Here is a 16,911-nt window from a genome sequence, read left to right as displayed (position 1 = left end):
GATGGCCGATCCAAAAGTTCTCGGCATTGTCCTGGCCGGCGGTGAGGGCAAACGCCTCTCACCGCTGACACTGGACCGCGCCAAACCCGCAGTACCCTTCGCCGGACTGTACCGATTGATCGACTTCGCCTTGTCCAACCTGGTCAACGCCGGCGTACTACGCATCGCCGTGCTCACCCAATACAAAAGCCACAGCCTCGACCGCCACATCACCACCACCTGGCGCATGAGCAGCATGCTCGGCAACTACGTCACCCCCGTACCCGCCCAACAACGCCTCGGCCCACAGTGGTACACCGGCTCCGCCAACGCCATATACCAATCCCTCAACCTCATCTACGACGAAAAACCAGACCTCGTCATCGTTTTCGGCGCCGACCACGTCTACCGCATGGACCCCCGCCAAATGATCGCCCAACACCTCGACAGCGGCGCCGCCGCCACCGTCGCCGGCATCCGCGTACCCCGCAGCGAAGCCAGCGCCTTCGGCGTCATCAAAACCGGCCCCGACGGCCGCCAAGTCGAGGCATTCCTGGAAAAACCAGCAGACCCACCCGGACTCCACGACTCCCCCGACGAAACCTTCGTCTCCATGGGCAACTACCTGTTCTCCACCGACGTGCTGCTCGACGCCCTACGCGCCGACGCCGAAGACGCCTCCAGCAAGCACGACATGGGCGGCAACATCATGCCGATGATGGTCGATCGGGGGCTTGCTCAGGTCTACGACTTCCAGAGCAACGAGGTCCCCGGCGCCGCACCCAGCGACACCGGCTACTGGCGCGACGTCGGAACCCTCGACTCCTACTACGACGCCCACATGGACCTGTGCGCCCTCGTGCCCGTCTTCAATCTCTACAACCACCAATGGCCCATTCTCACCCACATACCGCCGCACCCCCCGGCGAAATTCGTCCACGAAGACGACGGCCGCGTCGGCCGCGCCGTCAACAGCGTCGTCTCCAACGGCGTCATCGTCTCCGGCGCACTCGTGCGTGAATCAGTACTGTCCCCCGGGGTTCGCGTAGAAGAACACGCCCTCGTCGAACGCTCGGTCATCATGGACAACACCGTCATCGGGCCACACGCCGTGGTACGCAACGCGATCATCGACAAAGGCGTCGTGATACCCGCCGGCGTCCAGATCGGCGTCGACAAAGACCACGACCGCGCCCGCGGATTCGTGGTGTCCGACGGCGGCGTGACCGTGCTGGGCAAATTCCAGAAGGTCACCGACTGAGGCGTCGCTAGCCTGGGAGGCATGGCTGACATCTCCGCCCTGCCGTTGCAGCAGCGGGCCGCGCTGGGCAGCGGGGCCACCTTCTGGACCACCGAGGCCGTCGACGGCGTCGGATCGATCGTGCTGACCGATGGGCCACACGGCGTGCGCAGGCAATCCGGCAGTGCGACAGACCATCTCGGCCTCGGTGCCAGCGAGCCTGCCACGTGTTTCCCGCCCGCGGTCGGGCTGGCTCAGACCTGGGATCCCGCTTTGGTGGAGCGCGTCGGTGCGGCGCTCGGAGACGAATCCCGTTCCCTGGGAGTGCAGGTGCTGCTCGGCCCCGGCGTCAACATCAAGCGGGATCCGCGCTGTGGACGCAATTTCGAGTACTACTCGGAGGATCCGCTGCTGGCCGGTACGCTCGGAGCGGCCTGGGTGCGTGGCGTGCAGAGTCGGGGCGTGGGCGCCTCGGTGAAGCACTTCGCACTCAACAACGCCGAATACGACCGGATGCGAGCCAGTTCCGACGTCGACGACCGGACGCTGCGCGAGATCTATCTGCGGGCGTTCGAGCAGGTGGTGCGTGAGGCGCAGCCGTGGACGGTGATGTGTTCGTACAACCGCATCAACGGGATCTATGCCGCCGAGAACGCCTGGCTGCTCACCGGTGTGCTGCGTGACGAGTGGGGCTTCGACGGGGTGGTGGTCAGCGACTGGGGCGCGGTGCGGGACCGGGTCGCCGCGGTGGCGGCCGGGCTGGATCTGGAGATGCCGAGCACCGGCGGGGTCACCGACGCCGACGTCGTCGCGGCGGTGCAGGCCGGAGAACTCGACGAGGCCGTCGTGACCCTGGCAGCCGGGCGCGTGGCACGGATGGTGCAGCGCACCACCGAAAACCTGCCCAGCAGTGCGCCTTTCGGTGTCGACGCGCACCACCTTCTGGCGCGGGAGGCGGCGGCAGCGGCCGTCGTACTGCTCAAGAACGACGGGGATCTGCTGCCGCTGACCCCGTCCCGGTTGGCCGTTATCGGCCCGTTCGCGCAGGCGCCGCGGTATCAAGGTGGCGGCAGCTCGCACGTGACGGCGACGCGGTTGGACATCCCGCTCGACGAGATCCGTCGGCTCGCCGGTCCTCGTGAGGTGACATTTGCCGTAGGTGGGCCCGGCCCCGACGCGGTGGCCGACGCCGTCGCTGCCGCCGAATCCGCCGATACCGCAGTGCTGTTCCTCGGGCTGACCGCCGAGGACGAGTCCGAGGGCTTCGACCGTGAGCACATCGACCTTCCGGACGAGCAGTTCCGATTGCTGCGCGAGGTCGTCGCGGTCCAGCCACGCACGGTGGTGGTGCTCGCCCACGGTGGCGTGGTGCGCCTCGATGCCGTGGCCGAGCTGGCCCCGGCGATCCTCGACGGCGCATTGCTCGGGCAGGCCGGCGGTGGCGCCATCGCCGATGTGCTGTTCGGCGTGGTCAACCCGTCGGGACGGCTCGCCGAGACCGTGCCACTGCGGCTGCAGGACACGCCCTCCTATCTGAACTTCCCGTCCGAGCGTGGCCATACCGTCTATGGCGAACGGATTTTCGTCGGCTACCGCTGGTATGACGCGCGGGGCCTCGACGTCGCCTTCCCGTTCGGGCACGGATTGTCCTACACACGGTTCGACTATTCGGAGCTGCAGGTCGACGACGATCTCGCGAAGGTGCGCGTGACGGTGACCAACATCGGCGAGCGGGTGGGCCGGGAAGTCGTCCAGGCCTATGCCGCGCTCCCGACATCCGACGTGCGCCGACCGCCACGGTGGCTGATCGGATTCGCCGCGGTGGCCCTGGCCCCCGGCGAGCGACAGGTCGTCGAAATACCCATCCGCCGAAGCGATCTCGCGTACTGGGACGATCGCTGGGTGGTGGAGGGCGGCGACTACCGGGTGTCGGTCGGCGCGTCGAGCCGGGACCTGCGGGTGGAGGCGACGGTCCATGTCGAGGGCGACGCGGTGACGACGCCGTTCACCGCGGAGTCGACGCTGGGTGAGTTGCTGGCCGATCCGGTCGCGGCACCGCTGGTGATGGCGGCAGTCGCCGAGGTCATGCCCACAGGCGGAAGTACGCCGGGGCTCGGGATGGATCTGCTACAGATGGCCGCATCCATCCCGATCGAGCGGATGGTCGGGCTCTCGGGCGGCAAAGTCAGCCGGTCCCAACTCGACGATTTGCTGGCCGCCGTCAACACGCGCGGGCATGCGCGAAACCCCTTCGGGCACATCGACGATGCCGCCCGTGCAACTGGCCGTCGGCGATGATGCCGATGAGCGAGCTTTTCGAAAGCTATTTACAATAGATCCATTATTTGTAAACTTGGCGAATGCTCACCCAGGTCCGTCGCCTCGCCCCCGCCGTCGGCCTGGCGACCCATCTCGGGCACGGGGTGCAACGTATCGCCACCGACGGCACCATCGGGCACGTCCGCGCGCTGCCCCGCCGGATCGCCGACCTCGACGCGGCGTACTTGTCACGCCTGCTCGGCCGTACCGTCACCACCGTTTCGGTACTCGGCGGCGATGCCGGCACCTCGTCACGTGCACGCCTGGCCCTCACCGGCGACGACGTTCCCGAGTCGGTGTTCGTCAAGATGCCTGCCGAGACCGCGGCGACCCGGCTGATGGGTGAGCTCGGCAGGCTCGCGCACACCGAGGTGCGGTTCTACGACCAATTGTCTGCAGGCCTGACCGGGGTCCCGCGGTGCCACGCGTCCGGATTCGACCCGCTGACCGGCCGATTCGTCCTGGTTCTCGAGGATCTCGCCGCAGGGCCGTGCGAGTTCCCCGACACCTTGCATCCGCTCGACGAGCAGCAGGCCGGGTTGGTCGTGGAACTGCTGGCCCGCTTGCACGCGACGTTCTGGGGCCGGTTGCCCACGTGGGCCTACTCGGCCTCCGGCGACCACACGTCTCTGCTGACCGGCCCGCTGCTCAAGCTCTCCAGCCGCAAGCTCGCCGAACGCACCGACATCGGCGTGGCACAAGGCCGATTCGTCGACGAGCACTACCGCGCGGCGGCCCGGCTGCTCGACCGGCCACCGCACACCGTCACCCACGGCGATGCGCACCCGGGCAACGTCTATTTTCGCGACGGCGCGGCGGGCCTGCTGGACTGGCAGGCGGTGCGTCGCGGTCATCCGGGGCGCGAACTCGCCTACACCCTCATCACCAGCATGGCCACCGGCGAGCGGCAGGCCGCCGAACGCGATCTGCTCGACCGGTACCGCCATGCCCTGGCTGCGGCGGGCGGGCCCGCACTGGACGCCGACGAGCTGTGGGAGCGCTACCGGATGGGTGCGCTCTACGCCTACACCGCGGCGGTGATCACCGCGGGCGTGGGCGGGATGCAGACCGAGGACATTGCGCTGGAGGGCACGCGGCGTGCGGTGGCGGCGCTTGCTGATCTGGATACTGTGGCATTACTCAAGAAATTGCTGTGATGGCCCTACCATTTGGGAAACCATCGTCGACCGAGGCTTGGAAGTGAATGAACCAGTACCCGCTCAGCGGGACGTCGAGGACACATCGACGCGTCACCGGATCCTGGTGGCGACCGCCGAGGTGCTCGCCCGCAGCGGCCAGACCAAGCTGAGCCTGTCCGAGGTAGCTCTGCAGGCCGGGGTTTCCCGTCCGACGCTCTACCGGTGGTTTGCCGACAAACAGGAATTGCTGGAGGCCTTCGGCCAATTCGAGCGTGAGATGTTCGACTCCGGCATCGGTCGTGCGACGGCCGGGCTGCGCGGAACCGAAAAGCTGGATGCCGCTTTGCGATTCATCGTCTCCTACCAGCAGTCCTATTCGGGGGTGCGACTGGTGGACATCGAACCCGAGGTGGTCATCGCGCAGCTCGCGCACATCATCCCGGTGATGCGGTCACGCCTGCAGCGGCTACTGTCCGGCCCGAACGCCGCGGTGAAGGCCGCGACGGCGATCCGGGTGGCGGTCTCGCACTACATCGTGCGCAGTGACGACGGCGATCAGTTCCTCGCGCAGTTGCGGCACGCTGTCGGGATCAAACAGGCCGACGGGACCTAGCCCGCCTCAACGCCGACACTACGGTTTGTGGCGCAAAAACGCCGAAATCGCACGATAAACCGTAGTCTCGGCGGGGATGGGTCAGCCTTCGGCCGCCAACTGCCCGCAGGCGGCCGCGATCTCCCGGCCGCGGGTATCGCGCACCGTGCACGAGACGCCCTTGGCCTGAACACGTTTGACGAACTCCCGCTCGACCGGTTTGGGACTGGCGTCCCACTTGCTGCCCGGTGTCGGATTGAGCGGGATGAGGTTCACATGCACCAGCGGACCCAGCTTGCTGTGCAGCTTCTTGCCCAAAAGGTCTGCGCGCCAAGGCTGGTCGTTGATATCGCGGATCAGCGCGTACTCGACGGACACCCGGCGGCCGGTGACATCGGCGTAATAGCGTGCGGCGTCGAGGACTTCGTCGACCTTCCAGCGGTTGTTCACCGGTACCAGGGTGTCGCGCAGTTCGTCGTCCGGGGTGTGCAGGGACAGCGCGAGCGTGACGCCGAGGCGCTCGTCGGCCAGCTTGCGAATGGCAGGCGCCAGTCCCACCGTCGACACGGTCACCGACCGCGCACTGATCCCGAAACCGTTCGGCGGCGGGGCGATGATGCGGCGAACCGCGGCCAGCACCCTGTTGTAGTTGGCCAGCGGCTCGCCCATGCCCATGAAGACGATGTTCGACAGCCGGCCGTCATGCTCCTCACGCATGGCCGACGACGCGGCACGCACCTGTTCGAGGATCTCGGCGGTCGACAGGTTGCGCTTGAGGCCACCCTGCCCCGTCGCGCAGAACGGGCAAGCCATGCCGCAACCCGCCTGTGACGAGATGCACACGGTGTTGCGCTGCGGATACCGCATCAGCACCGACTCGAACGTCGTCCCGTCGCCCGCGCGCCACAGCGTCTTACGCGTCTCGCCGGCATCGCACTGGATCTGCTTCACCGGGTCGATGAGGGTCGGGAACAACGCCTCGGCGACCTGATCGCGCACGGCGGCAGGCAGGTCGGTCATCTTCTGCGGGTCGGCGATGAGCCGCCCGTAATACTGGTTGGCCAGCTGTTTTGCCCGGAATTTCGGCAGCCCCAGCTCGGCGACGGCGGCGGCGCGGCCCTCCTCGTCGAGGTCGGCGAGATGCCGCGGCGGCATGGCGCGTCGCGGCGGGTCGAAGACAAGGGGCAGGGATCCGGTCATGATTCTTTGTCAGTATCTCATCCCAACGTGGCTGAAATTGATTGGACGAGCACCGCAGTGCGTCAGCACCATGGCGGTATGGCCACAGCGAGCGCGACCAACCCCATGCCGTTGCGGACCGCGTCCACCCTCACGTTCTTCTACGCGCTGGGCTATCCGATTGGGGCACTTGCGGTTTCGGCCATGTCGCCGATGGCGGTGCTGGTGTTCCGGTTCGGCGTGGCCGGCGCGATCCTGAGCGGTTGGGCGGTGGCGGCACGGGTGAGCTGGCCCACAGGACGCACGCTCGTGCATGTCCTGATCAGCGGCTTGCTGGCGCAGGGCGTGTTGTTCGGCTGCTTGTATCTGGCGCTGCTGCACGGGGCCCCCGCGGTGCTGGGCGCGGTGATCATCTCGATGAATCCGGTCGTCACGGCACTGCTGGCGGCGGCGTTCCTGGGTGAAGGACTGACGTGGCGGCGCGTGGGAGCGCTCACGCTGGGTGTGCTGGCGGTGCTGCTCGCGTGTGCCGGCCGACTGGTGATGGTCGGCGGCGTCGACCCGGTCGTGCTTCTGCTGCTCGTGTCACTGCTGTCGGTGGCCGCAGGCGGTGTGTATCAGCAACGGTTCTGCTCGGGCGTGGACTTTCGGGCCACCGCGGCGCTGCAGAACGTGGTGTGCGTGGTGCCGGTGGCATTGCTCGCGGCGACGCTGCCGTTCACCGTGACCGATCCGTGGAAAGCCGCGGGGGCGGTGGCCGCGGTGGTGGTCTCGAACGCGCTGCTGGGGATGACGATCTACGTGCGGGCCGTCAACGACCACGGCGCGGCCGCGGTGGCGATGCTGTTCAGCGTGATCCCCGCGGTCGCGGGACTGCTGTCCTGGGTGATGCTCGGGCAACGTCCCGATGTCGGGATCGTGGCGGGCCTGGCGGTCGGAGCGGTCGCGTGTTGGCTGAACGTGTCAGGTTCGGCGGGCAGGAGCGCAGCGACCGGGGATTCAGGCGAGCAGCGTCAGCACGATCCAGGTGGCGACGGCTGAGGGCAGCACCGAGTCGATGCGGTCCATCAAGCCGCCGTGGCCGGGCAGCAGGGTGCCCATGTCCTTGATGCCGAGGTCGCGTTTGACCTGGGATTCCACCAAATCGCCGAGGGTGCCGGTGATGACCAGCATGATGCCGAGCGGCACACCCACCCAGGCGGGTTTGTCCAGCAGGAACCGCACGGCCAGCACCGAGACGACGATGCCGAGCACAAGCGAGCCGGCGAGCCCTTCCCAGGACTTCTTCGGGCTGATCGCAGGCACCATCGGGTGCTTACCGAACAGCACTCCAGCGGTGTAGCCGCCGACATCGGAGGCCACCACACCCAGCATCAGGCAGAAGACTCGGCCCGCGCCGTCGGGCGGGTAGATCAGCAGCACGCCGAACGCGCCGAACAGCGGCATCCAGGCGGCCAGGAAGATGGTCACCGAGACGTCGCGCGTGTAGTTGGCCGGTGCTGCGGACAGGCCGCCGGACAGCAGCCGCCAGATGAGGCACAGCACCACCGTGCCGCCGAATCCGCCCAGCGCGCCGGCCGCGCCGAACGGCCAGGTCAGCCAGACGATGGCTTGCCCGCCGATGAGCAGCGGCACGACGGGGACCGAGTAGCCGCCCTCCCGCAGTCGCCGGACCACCTCGTGGGTGGCCACCGCCATCGCCGCGGCCACGACGCCGACCCAGACCTTGGGGGCGAACAGCAGTATGGCGATGACGGAACCGCCGAGGCCGACGCCGACGGCGATCGCTGCCGGCAAGTTACGCCCGGCACGCCCCGTCTTCTTCACGGCCTCGTTCGTCGGCTCTGGAGCCGGTGTGTTTGCCACGGAACCCGCCTGCTGATCGGTCACTAGACCTCCAGCAGTTCGCCTTCTTTGTGCTTGACCAGTTCGTCGATCTGGGCGGTGTAGGTGTGGGTGGACTTGTCGAGGTCCTTCTCGGCGCGTCCGACCTCGTCCTCGCCTGCCTCGCCGTCCTTCTTGATGCGGCTGAGCTCTTCCATCGCCTTACGGCGGATGTTGCGCACCGACACCTTGGCATCCTCGCCCTTGCTCTTGGCCTGTTTCACCAGGTCGCGACGGCGCTCCTCGGTCAGCTGCGGAATCGAGATGCGGATGACGCTGCCGTCGTTGCTGGGGTTGACGCCCAGGTCGGAGTTGCGGATCGCGTCCTCGATGGGCTTGAGCTGCGAAGCCTCATACGGCTTGATGACCACCAGTCGCGCCTCGGGCACGTTGATGCTCGACAGCTGGGTGATCGGTGTCATCGAGCCGTAGTAGTCGATGTTGATCCGGGAGAACATGCCAGGGTTGGCGCGCCCGGTACGGATCGACGCGAGATCGTCGCGCGCGACCGTCACGGCCTTTTCCATCTTCTCTTCGGCGTCGAAGAGAGTCTCGTCGATCACTTTGGGTTCTCCCGTCGCTGTCGCACCTGTCAGGTGGTGACCAGTGTTCCGATCTTCTCACCCGCCACCGCACGAGCGATATTGCCGTCGGTGAGGAGGTTGAACACGAGAATCGGCATGCGGTTGTCCATGCATAGGCTGAATGCTGTCGCATCGGCCACTTTGAGCCCACGGTCGATGACCTCACGGTGGCTGATGGCGGTGATCAGCTCGGCGTCCGGGTTGGTGCGCGGGTCGTCGGTGTAGACGCCGTCGACCGCCTTGGCCATCAGCACCACCTCGGCCCCGATCTCCAGCGCGCGCTGGGCGGCCGTCGTGTCGGTCGAGAAGTACGGCAGGCCCATGCCGGCGCCGAAGATGACCACGCGGCCCTTCTCCAGGTGCCGCACGGCGCGCAGCGGGATGTAGGGTTCGGCGACCTGGCCCATGGTGATGGCCGTCTGCACGCGGGTGTCGATGCCTTCCTTCTCCAGGAAGTCCTGCAGGGCAAGGCTGTTCATCACGGTGCCGAGCATGCCCATGTAGTCCGAACGGGTGCGCTCCATGCCGCGCTGTTGCAGCTGGGCGCCACGGAAGAAGTTGCCCCCGCCGATAACGACGGCGACCTGGGCGCCGGCACGAACGATCTCGGCGATCTGGCGGGCCACCTGGTGCACGACGTCGGGGTCGAGGCCGACCTGGCCCCCGCCGAACATCTCACCGCCGAGCTTCAGCAGAACCCGCGTATAGAGGGGGCGAATAGGTGCTGCGGCCTGGCCGGCGACATTCGGATCCGCCATCGGTTTCCTCGGCACTCCTCGCATTAGAGAGCCATCCGGGGATACCCCAGGACGGCAAACCCATCCTGCCTTATCGAGGGCTGCGAGCGAAGTCCGGGTCAGATCCGGGGCGAGCGGAGCGACGGGGAGATGTCCGGGTGTGTCGCCGGCCGGCCGGTGTCACCCCAGGTGCGCCTGCAGCAGCCAGGCCGCTACGGACTTACGGTCGCCGCCTTCGTCCCGGATGTCGGTGCCTGCGAAATCGGCGAAGCCGGCGAATGCGGCGGGCACGTTGGCGTGGATGCGGGCCGGGCGGACGTCGTCGATCACCCAGTATTTGCCGACGATCTCGCGCAGCTCGTCCTCGGTGACGGGATTCGCCGGGCCGGTGTCACCCATGGTCGCCTTGTCGAACACCAGCACGAAGTACGACGCGCCAGGCGCGGCGGCCCGCACGATCGACTGCTGGTAGCCCTCGCGGAGCTCGACGGGCATCGAGTGGAACAGCGTGCTGTCGACGATGGTCCCGAAGCGGCCGTCGTAGCCGGTGAATGCGCTGATGTCGGCGACCTCGAACGTCGCGTTGGTCAGGCCGCGCTTGGCGGCTTCGGCGCGGGCCAGTTCGATCGCAGTCGGCGACTGGTCGAGGCCCACCGTGGTGAAGCCCTGCTCGGCGAGGTACAGCGCGGTGGCCGCCTCGCCGCACCCGGCGTCGAGCACGTCGCCGTGGAACTTGCCCTCGGCGATCAGTGCCGCGATCTCCGGCTGCGGCTCACCGATGCTCCACGGCGGGCGGACGCCCGCGAACTCGGGGGCCTCGCCGCGATAGGCGGATTCGAATACTTCGTGTGCTTCTTGTGATGAGGTCATAGGTCCGGTATATCAACGTGGTTGATATGTGTCAATATGATTGACATGGGTGACATCCTCGCCGACCAGCCGCTCGGTTTCCTGATCTACCGCGTGACCGCGGTGCTGCAGCCGATCGTGGCCGCGCGGCTGCAGCCCCTGGGACTGACCCTGCCCGAATTCGTCTGCCTACGGGTGCTCTCCACCGCCCCCGGACAGTCCAACGCCGAGCTCGCCCGGCACATCAACGTCTCGCCACAGGCCATGAACAACGTGCTGCGCGGGCTTCAGGAACGCGGCGTGGTGCGGCGGCCTGCCAGCGTGGCCTCCGGGCGCGCCCTGCCCGCCGAGCTGACGCCCGACGGCGCCGCACTGCTCAAGCAGGCCGAGGCCGTCGTCCACGCCGCCGACGTGGCAGCGCTGGCCAATCTCAGCGCCGACGAACTGCATGAGCTCAAGCATCTGCTGGCGCGCGCGGTCGACTGAGGCTGACTATCCTCACGCAATGAAAATCGTCCTCGCCCCGGACTCCTTCAAGGAGTCAATGACCGCGTCGCAGGCCGTCGCCGCGATGCGCGACGGTGTGCTCTCGGTATGGCCGGACGCCGAATGCGTCGGAGTCCCGATGGCCGACGGCGGCGAGGGCACCGCCGACGCCGTTGTCGACGCCCTCGGCGGTGAGCGCATCAAAGTCGAGGTCAGCGACGCGCTGGGCCGCCCGGTGCGGGCGCACTACGGCTTCATCGCCGACCGAGGCCTCGCGGTGGTGGAGATGGCCACCGCGTCGGGACTGGAACTCATCGCACCGGCCGATCGCGACGTCCTGCGCGCAGGCACCTTCGGTGTCGGGCAGCTCATCGCCTCGGCACTCGACCACGGCGCCACCGACCTGCTGATCGGGCTCGGCGGCTCGGCGACCAACGACGGCGGTACCGGGATGCTCTCAGCGCTGGGAGCGGTGTTCTACGACCCGGACGACACGCCCCTGCCACCCGGCGGCGCCGCACTGGCCCGGCTGCAGCGCATCGAGCTGGCCGGCCTTGACCCCCGACTGGCCGAGGTCCGGATCAGGATCGCCTCCGATGTCACCGCTCCCCTACTCGGTCCTGGCGGTGCCAGCGCGGTTTTCGGGCCGCAGAAGGGCGCCACCGCAGCCGATGTCGAGGTGCTGGAGCGCGGGTTGAGCCGCCTGGTCGCGGTGACCGAGTCGACGCTGGGCCAGGCCCATCCCGAGCGGCCCGGTGCCGGTGCGGCCGGTGGGCTGGGCTTCGGCCTGATGGATTTTCTCGGCGCCGAATGCCGTCCGGGCGTCGAGATGATCGCCGAGACCGTGCGGCTGGATCAGGCCCTGGCCGGCGCCGACTGGGTGTTCACCGGCGAAGGCAGCGTCGATGCCCAGACCATGCTGGGCAAGACACCGTTCGGGGTGGCACGCGCCGCGGTCCGAGCCGGCGCCAAGGTGGTGATCTTCGCGGGACGGGTGGCGCCCGACGCCGACGTGCTGCTCGCCAACGGTGTGGACCGTCTCGTCGGAATCACCGCTGCCGCAACGCCGATCGAACAGGCGCTGCGGGAGGGCCCGCAATCACTCACCCGCGCAACGGCCGCCGTGTGCCGGGATATCGCGGGCTGAGCTCCCTCGCATTTCCCCTCGCGAGCAGACACAGAATCGCACGCAAACGCTCCAAAACACGCGATTCTGCGACTGCTCGCGAGGAGGACTAGAGGATCGCGGCAGCGACGATCAAACCGAACGCCAGGTAGGAGGCCGTTACCACCAGCACCTCGGGGGTGAACTTCTCTTCGGCGAGCACGCGGCCGATGTCGACGCCCTTGGCGAACTCGATGAGCCGCACCGAAACCGCTTGTGCGGCAATGCCCAGCAGACCGAACACGAGCGTGGTGATGAGGCCCTGGATGAGATCACCCGATGAGCTGTAGATCGCCAGCACGACGATGAGCGCCATCGAGATGACCCCGGATGCGGTTATCGCCGCCGCGTTGGGGCGACCGGCCTGCACCAGAGCGCGCAGCGGACCCGGTGTGGTCCAGTCGATCACGAAGAAGCCGAGCACCATGAGCGCAATCCCCACGATGGTGTAGAGCACGATCGCGGCCGCGCCGTGGCCGACGACCGACCAGTAGTCGCGGCTGAGCGCGACGACGGACACATCAGGGGTCATTAAGGGTTTTCCTTCCGGAGTCACTGCGGAATTCGGTGTGGCACAAAGGCGGCGCCGTCGTCGGTGACCAGCCCAGAGGTCTCGCGGATACCGAGCCCGGCGGACTCGTCGCCGACGATCCAGGCGCCCAGCGCGGGGCGCATGTCGTCGAACTGCGGCAGCGGGTCCAGCAATTGGTAGACGTAGCCCTCTTCGCCGTACACGCCGCCGGTCTCGGTTTCGTAGCCGGCACCCACGATGTTGATGTTGGCGCCCTCCCTGCCGAGCTTGGGTTTGCGCACGTACTCGGTCAGCTCATGCGGGTCATCGATGTAGGCGGGCAACAGGTTCGGGTGGCCGGGGAACATCTCCCACAGCACCGCCAAGATCGCCTTGTTGCTCAGCAACGTCTTCCACAGCGGCTCCACCCACATCGTGGCAGGCAGCAGGTCGACCGCCTTCTGCCCGAAATCGTCGTCTAGCAGCCATTCCCACGGGTACAGCTTGAAGATCGACGACATCGGGGCTTCCTCGAGGTCGACGAACCGGTGCAGATCCTCGTCGTAGCCGATCTCCTCGATCGCCAGGCCGACGGTGTTCATGCCCGCCTCGGCAGCGCACTCCTGGATATAGGCCAACGTGACGTTGTCCTCTCCCGACGCGTCCGCCGAGGACCAGGTGAAGTGGGTCTCGCTGCCGGGCAACACGTCCCGGATCTTGCCCCACCGCTCAACCAGCTTCTCGTGCAGCGAGTTCCACTGATCGTCGGCCGGAAACACGTCGGTCTTCCAGTACCACTGCAGAATCGACGCCTCCAGCAGCGTGGTCGGCGTATCGGCGTTGTACTCCAACAGAACCGGAGGCCGACGCCCGTCGTAGCGCAGGTCGAAGCGTCCATACAAGTGCGGATCGCTTCGGCGCCAAGACTTTTCGACGTGCTCCCAGCTCCATTCCGGCAACCCGAAGTCGCGGTAGCGCTCCATCAGCACCACCTGCTCGACGGCCTGCAGGCACATCGAGTGAAGCACCTCGACACTGGCCTCCAGCGACAGCACCTCGTCCATGTCGAACACGTAGTGCACCGACTCGTCCCAGTACGGGCGGGCAGCGCCGGACCCGTCGCGCGCCGGGGTGCCGAAACACATTCCCTGAGCAGCGACAATGCCTTCCCAGCCCGGCCGCGGGGCATGCCTTTCTCTGCGCATCAGCTACCTGAACTTCCGCCGCTCTTGGAACCGAACCCGCCGCGGCTCACCGACGATCCGGACTTCGTGATCGATGTCCCGGACTTGGTCTTCGCCGTTGTGCCCTTGGGGATCTCGATGGTGCCACCGCGGGCGATGGTGCCGATGCCGCCGCTGGAACCGCCGTAGTAGTAGCGGTACGGCGACCCGGCGTAGATGAAGGTGCTGTGCCCGCCGGCATACCCACGGCTGCAGTACTCGTCGGGCACCACTTCGTTGGTGCCGTCCTTGACGCACGAGGCGGCGACCTCGTCGTCCTGGTGCAGCAGGTGGTACCCGAGCGCGACGGCGCCGACGACACCGACCACCGCCACCGAACCGATCAGGACCTTGCGCCCGGTGGCCTTGCGCTGCTCGCGTTTCTCCTCTTGCAGCGCGGCCCACTGCTCGGCGGCCTCGCGGGCCTTGCGCGCCTTGTCACGCTGACGGGCCTCGGCGACGGTCGGGGGCCGGGGTTTGGTGACACCGGGCTCCTGCCAGCGGATCGAACCCTGCGCAGGGGCGGGCCGGTACTCTTCGCCCGGTTGGACGACGCGGCCCGGCTGATAGTCCTCGCCCGGTTGAAACTGCTCACCCGGCTCGTTATCCGGACCCGACCCCATGCACATCCCCCGTTTCGGCGACACTCGCCGGTCATCATAACTGCGCCTTGGCTAATTCACAGGCAGCAATTGGCGGCTGGCTACGGCGCTTTTCGGGCGCCTCTGCGGCGCCGCGCAGCCGGGTCTTGGATGCGCCGCCACGGCTGGGCTTCTTCGAGTTCGTAGGCCAGCTCAAGCAGGCGCGCTTCGCGGCCGATGGTGGCCGTGAACATCATGCCGACCGGCAGCCCGTCCGCGGTCTGGGCCAAGGGCAGGGAGATGGCCGGGTCGCCGGTGGCATTCTGCAAGGGCGTGAAAGCCACCCAGTCGATGAGCCGGTCGATGATCTGTTGATAGTCGGCCGTCGGGTCGAGGTGGCCGATCGGCAGCGTGGTCTCGGCCAGCGTCGGCATGAGCACCACGTCGTAGCTGTTCGACAGCCGCTCGGTGATCCGGCGGGAGCGCACCAGCCGGGTGATGGCCAGCGGCAGCTTGTAGAGATGGGTACCGGCGAGGTGTTCGAGTCCGAGGGTCAGGTTGTCCAGCCGGTCGCGGTCGAAGCTCGGTCCGAAACTCCGCTTACCGCCGCGCACCAAGGCGTATGCCAAAAACGCCCAGTACAGCAGGAAGTCGTCCTTGAACTGGGCAGGCACGGGATTGCCGATGGGCGTGACCCGGTGGCCGAGTTCTTCGAGCAGCGCCGCGGTCTTGTGGGTGTGCTCGCACATTTCCGGGCTGGCGTCGCGGGCGACGGATTGCGTGCAGACCGCGACGCGGAGCCGTTGCTTGCCGGGACGGCTGACATCTCCGATCGGCGGCAGCTTGGGGTTGCGGTACACCCGCTCCATCTCCCGGTAGAACGCCGCGGTGTCGCGCACTGAGCGGGTTTCGACGCCATCGGAGACGATCCGCAGCGGCATGCGGCGGAATTCGGCGTCTTGGGGCAGCCGGCCGCGGGACGGCTTGAGCCCCACCAAACCGTTGCAGGCGGCCGGGATCCGGATCGAGCCGCCGCCGTCGTTGGCATGCGCGATGGGTACCACCCCGGCCGCGACGAAGGCCGCCGAGCCCGATGACGACGCACCGGCGGTGTAGTCGGTATTCCACGGGTTGCGTACCGGCCCGAGCCGCGGATGCTCGGCCGACGCGCTGAAGCCGAACTCGGACAACTGCGTCTTGCCCAGGGGCACAAGGCCTGTCGCGAGGTAGGCACGGGCAAAATCACCGTTGGCGCGCTGCGGTCGCGGCTCCCACGCGTCGGTGCCCTGCATGGTGGGCATGCCCTCGACGGCGACGTTGTCCTTGATGAAGCTCGGCACGCCGTCGAAGTAGCCGCCGTAGCGACTGGGAGCGGCCACCCGGGTGCGGGCGCGGTCGAACGCTTCGAACGCCAACCCGTTCAGCTTGGGATTGGCGGCCTCGGTGCAGGCGATGGCAGCCTCGACGAGTTCAGCCGGCGAGACCCGGCCTGCCCGCAATTCTTCGACGAGGCCGACCGCGTCGTGCTCACCGAGGGCATCGTCGCCAAAGGCGCTGAAACGACTCATGGGCCGACGGTACCAAGTGGTACCGCCGGCCCATGAGAGCGACTACGTTGCTAGGCCTGGCCGACCTCGAAGCGGGCGAACCGGGTCACGGTCACACCGGCCTCGTCGAGCAGAGCCTTGACGGTCTTCTTGTTGTCGGACACCGACGGCTGATCCAACAGCACGACGTCCTTGTAGAAGCCCGTGACGCGACCCTCGACGATCTTGGGCAGCGCCTGCTCGGGCTTGCCCTCGTTGCGGGCGGTCTCCTCGGCGATGCGACGCTCGTTGGCCACCAGATCCTCCGGCACGTCCTCACGGGTGAGGTACTTGGCCTTCAGTGCGGCGATCTGCAGCGCGACCGCGTGAGCGGCGTCTTTGTCATCACCTGTGAACTCGACGAGCACACCCACGGCGGGCGGCAGGTCCGCCGCACGCTTGTGCAGGTAGGGCTCGACGGTGCCGTCGAAGTAGGCGACGCGGCGCAGTTCGAGCTTCTCGCCGATCTTGGCCGACAGGTCCGCGATGGCCTGCTCGACGGTGGTGTCACCGGCGGGGGCGGCCTTGAGCGACTCGACGTCGGTGGCCTTCGACGCGGCAGCGGCCGCGACGACGAGATCGGCCAGCGCCTGGAACTCGGCGTTCTTGGCGACGAAGTCGGTCTCGGAGTTGAGCTCGATCAGGGCGCCGTCCTTGGCGGCGACCAGGCCCTCGGCGGTGGCGCGCTCAGCGCGCTTGCCGACGTCCTTGGCCCCCTTGATGCGCAGCAGTTCGACAGCCTTGTCGAAATCGCCCTCGGCCTCGACCAGCGCGTTCTTGGAGTCGAGCATGCCGGCACCGGTCAGCTCCCGAAGCCGCTTGACGTCGGCAGCGGTGTAATTAGCCATGTAAGCAGT

At 67.5% G+C, this 16,911-nt stretch carries 17 protein-coding genes; 7 read left to right on the top strand and 10 right to left on the bottom strand.

All coding sequences use genetic code 11. The features are described 5' to 3' along the window. Nucleotide 1 precedes the first annotated feature (1 nt). From glgC to A5784_RS07345, 4 genes are all read left to right on the top strand, one after another. Nucleotides 2-1,240, top strand: a complete 1,239-nt coding sequence (gene glgC, locus A5784_RS07360) for a glucose-1-phosphate adenylyltransferase (RefSeq protein WP_064943779.1) — start codon at nt 2-4, stop codon at nt 1,238-1,240. Between the two features lie 21 nt (nt 1,241-1,261). Further along, entirely contained in the window at nt 1,262-3,517 is a 2,256-nt protein-coding gene (locus A5784_RS07355) for a glycoside hydrolase family 3 C-terminal domain-containing protein (protein WP_082944703.1), read from the top strand. Nucleotides 3,518-3,579: 62 nt separating this feature from the next. Next, nucleotides 3,580-4,695: a phosphotransferase gene (locus A5784_RS07350; RefSeq protein ID WP_064943777.1), complete on the top strand. Its 1,116-nt coding sequence runs from the start codon at nt 3,580-3,582 to the stop codon at nt 4,693-4,695. 43 nt (nt 4,696-4,738) lie between these two features. Beyond that, nucleotides 4,739-5,290: a TetR/AcrR family transcriptional regulator gene (locus tag A5784_RS07345; RefSeq protein ID WP_064943776.1), complete on the top strand. Its 552-nt coding sequence runs from the start codon at nt 4,739-4,741 to the stop codon at nt 5,288-5,290. 81 nt (nt 5,291-5,371) lie between these two features. On the opposite strand, the gene rlmN is transcribed toward A5784_RS07345, so the two are convergent. Beyond that, nucleotides 5,372-6,469, bottom strand: a complete 1,098-nt coding sequence (gene rlmN / locus A5784_RS07340; protein WP_064943774.1) for a dual-specificity RNA methyltransferase RlmN — start codon at nt 6,467-6,469, stop codon at nt 5,372-5,374. Nucleotides 6,470-6,547: 78 nt separating this feature from the next. On the opposite strand from rlmN, the gene A5784_RS07335 reads away from it, so the two are divergent. Then, nucleotides 6,548-7,489 carry a DMT family transporter gene (locus A5784_RS07335; protein ID WP_197514657.1) on the top strand — a complete coding sequence of 314 codons (942 nt, stop codon included), beginning with the start codon at nt 6,548-6,550 and terminating at the stop codon, nt 7,487-7,489. Here A5784_RS07335 and A5784_RS07330 read toward each other — a convergent pair. The 4 genes from A5784_RS07330 to A5784_RS07315 form a co-directional block, all read right to left on the bottom strand. Beyond that, a complete protein-coding gene (locus A5784_RS07330) occupies nt 7,448-8,338 on the bottom strand; it encodes a phosphatidate cytidylyltransferase (protein ID WP_064943772.1) in 891 nt (296 codons plus the stop codon). The two genes, A5784_RS07335 and A5784_RS07330, sit on opposite strands and share 42 nt — an antisense overlap. Beyond that, nucleotides 8,338-8,895: a ribosome recycling factor gene (gene frr, locus A5784_RS07325; protein WP_064943770.1), complete on the bottom strand. Its 558-nt coding sequence runs from the start codon at nt 8,893-8,895 to the stop codon at nt 8,338-8,340. Before frr ends, A5784_RS07330 begins: the two co-directional genes overlap by 1 nt. 29 nt (nt 8,896-8,924) lie before the next feature. Beyond that, nucleotides 8,925-9,674, bottom strand: a complete 750-nt coding sequence (gene pyrH, locus A5784_RS07320; RefSeq protein ID WP_029373296.1) for a UMP kinase — start codon at nt 9,672-9,674, stop codon at nt 8,925-8,927. A 159-nt stretch (nt 9,675-9,833) separates the two neighbouring features. Beyond that, nucleotides 9,834-10,523 (bottom strand): class I SAM-dependent methyltransferase, encoded by a 690-nt coding sequence (locus tag A5784_RS07315; RefSeq protein ID WP_064943768.1) that lies wholly within the window; start codon nt 10,521-10,523, stop codon nt 9,834-9,836. 36 nt (nt 10,524-10,559) lie between these two features. Here A5784_RS07315 and A5784_RS07310 point away from each other — a divergent pair, with 36 nt between their 5' ends. Further along, nucleotides 10,560-10,988: a MarR family winged helix-turn-helix transcriptional regulator gene (locus tag A5784_RS07310; protein ID WP_036425908.1), complete on the top strand. Its 429-nt coding sequence runs from the start codon at nt 10,560-10,562 to the stop codon at nt 10,986-10,988. A gap of 19 nt (nt 10,989-11,007) precedes the next feature. Next, complete coding sequence (locus A5784_RS07305) at nt 11,008-12,135, top strand: glycerate kinase (RefSeq protein ID WP_064943766.1); 1,128 nt, start codon at nt 11,008-11,010, stop codon at nt 12,133-12,135. A gap of 88 nt (nt 12,136-12,223) precedes the next feature. Here the strand turns inward: A5784_RS07305 and A5784_RS07300 are convergent, their stop codons facing one another. The 5 genes from A5784_RS07300 to tsf all read right to left on the bottom strand — a co-directional run bounded on the left by A5784_RS07300 (nt 12,224) and on the right by tsf (nt 16,902). Then, entirely contained in the window at nt 12,224-12,685 is a 462-nt protein-coding gene (locus A5784_RS07300; RefSeq protein WP_051244169.1) for a DUF350 domain-containing protein, read from the bottom strand. Between the two features lie 20 nt (nt 12,686-12,705). Next, entirely contained in the window at nt 12,706-13,869 is a 1,164-nt protein-coding gene (locus tag A5784_RS07295; RefSeq protein ID WP_064943764.1) for a glutathionylspermidine synthase family protein, read from the bottom strand. Next, entirely contained in the window at nt 13,869-14,393 is a 525-nt protein-coding gene (locus A5784_RS07290; protein ID WP_064943904.1) for a hypothetical protein, read from the bottom strand. Before A5784_RS07290 ends, A5784_RS07295 begins: the two co-directional genes overlap by 1 nt. A 197-nt stretch (nt 14,394-14,590) precedes the next feature. Continuing rightward, the gene (locus A5784_RS07285; RefSeq protein ID WP_064943762.1) at nt 14,591-16,036 is read right to left on the bottom strand and encodes an amidase; all 1,446 of its coding nucleotides are present in this window, start codon (nt 16,034-16,036) and stop codon (nt 14,591-14,593) included. A gap of 50 nt (nt 16,037-16,086) precedes the next feature. Beyond that, the gene (gene tsf, locus A5784_RS07280; protein WP_064943760.1) at nt 16,087-16,902 is read right to left on the bottom strand and encodes a translation elongation factor Ts; all 816 of its coding nucleotides are present in this window, start codon (nt 16,900-16,902) and stop codon (nt 16,087-16,089) included. Nucleotides 16,903-16,911 lie beyond the last annotated feature (9 nt).

This window comes from Mycobacterium sp. 852013-50091_SCH5140682 (genome assembly GCF_001665685.1).
Lineage (GTDB): Bacteria > Actinomycetota > Actinomycetes > Mycobacteriales > Mycobacteriaceae > Mycobacterium.
Note: the sequence above shows the minus strand (reverse complement) of the source record. Positions and strands in the feature narration are given on the sequence as shown.